A 323-nucleotide genomic window follows, 5' to 3' on the forward strand; every position below is an offset into this window, starting at 1 on the left:
CATTAGTATGTGCGGCGTACAACGCCGATTTCGATGGTGACCAAATGGCGGTACACGTACCGCTAACAATTGAAGCGCAACTTGAAGCTCGCGCGTTAATGATGTCTACAAACAACATCTTATCGCCTGCTAATGGTGAGCCAATCATCGTTCCTTCACAGGATGTTGTATTGGGTCTTTATTACATGACTCGTGACCGCATTAACGCTAAAGGCGAAGGCGCGATATTTAAAGATCCAAAAGAAGCAGAAAAAGCATACCGCAGTGGCAATGCAGACCTTCACGCAATTGTGAAAGTACGTATTAGCCAATCAGTTAAAAAC

Annotated in this window: 1 protein-coding gene; it reads left to right on the plus strand. The window is 44.6% G+C overall.

Annotated elements, in window-relative coordinates:
* Window positions 1-323 (plus strand): hypothetical protein (locus tag AAEY75_RS14390; RefSeq protein ID WP_352259941.1); only part of this gene is annotated, 323 nt, incomplete at both ends.

The organism is Psychrobacter sp. TB55-MNA-CIBAN-0194, from assembly GCF_040309505.1.
GTDB classification, from domain to species: domain Bacteria; phylum Pseudomonadota; class Gammaproteobacteria; order Pseudomonadales; family Moraxellaceae; genus Psychrobacter; species Psychrobacter fozii.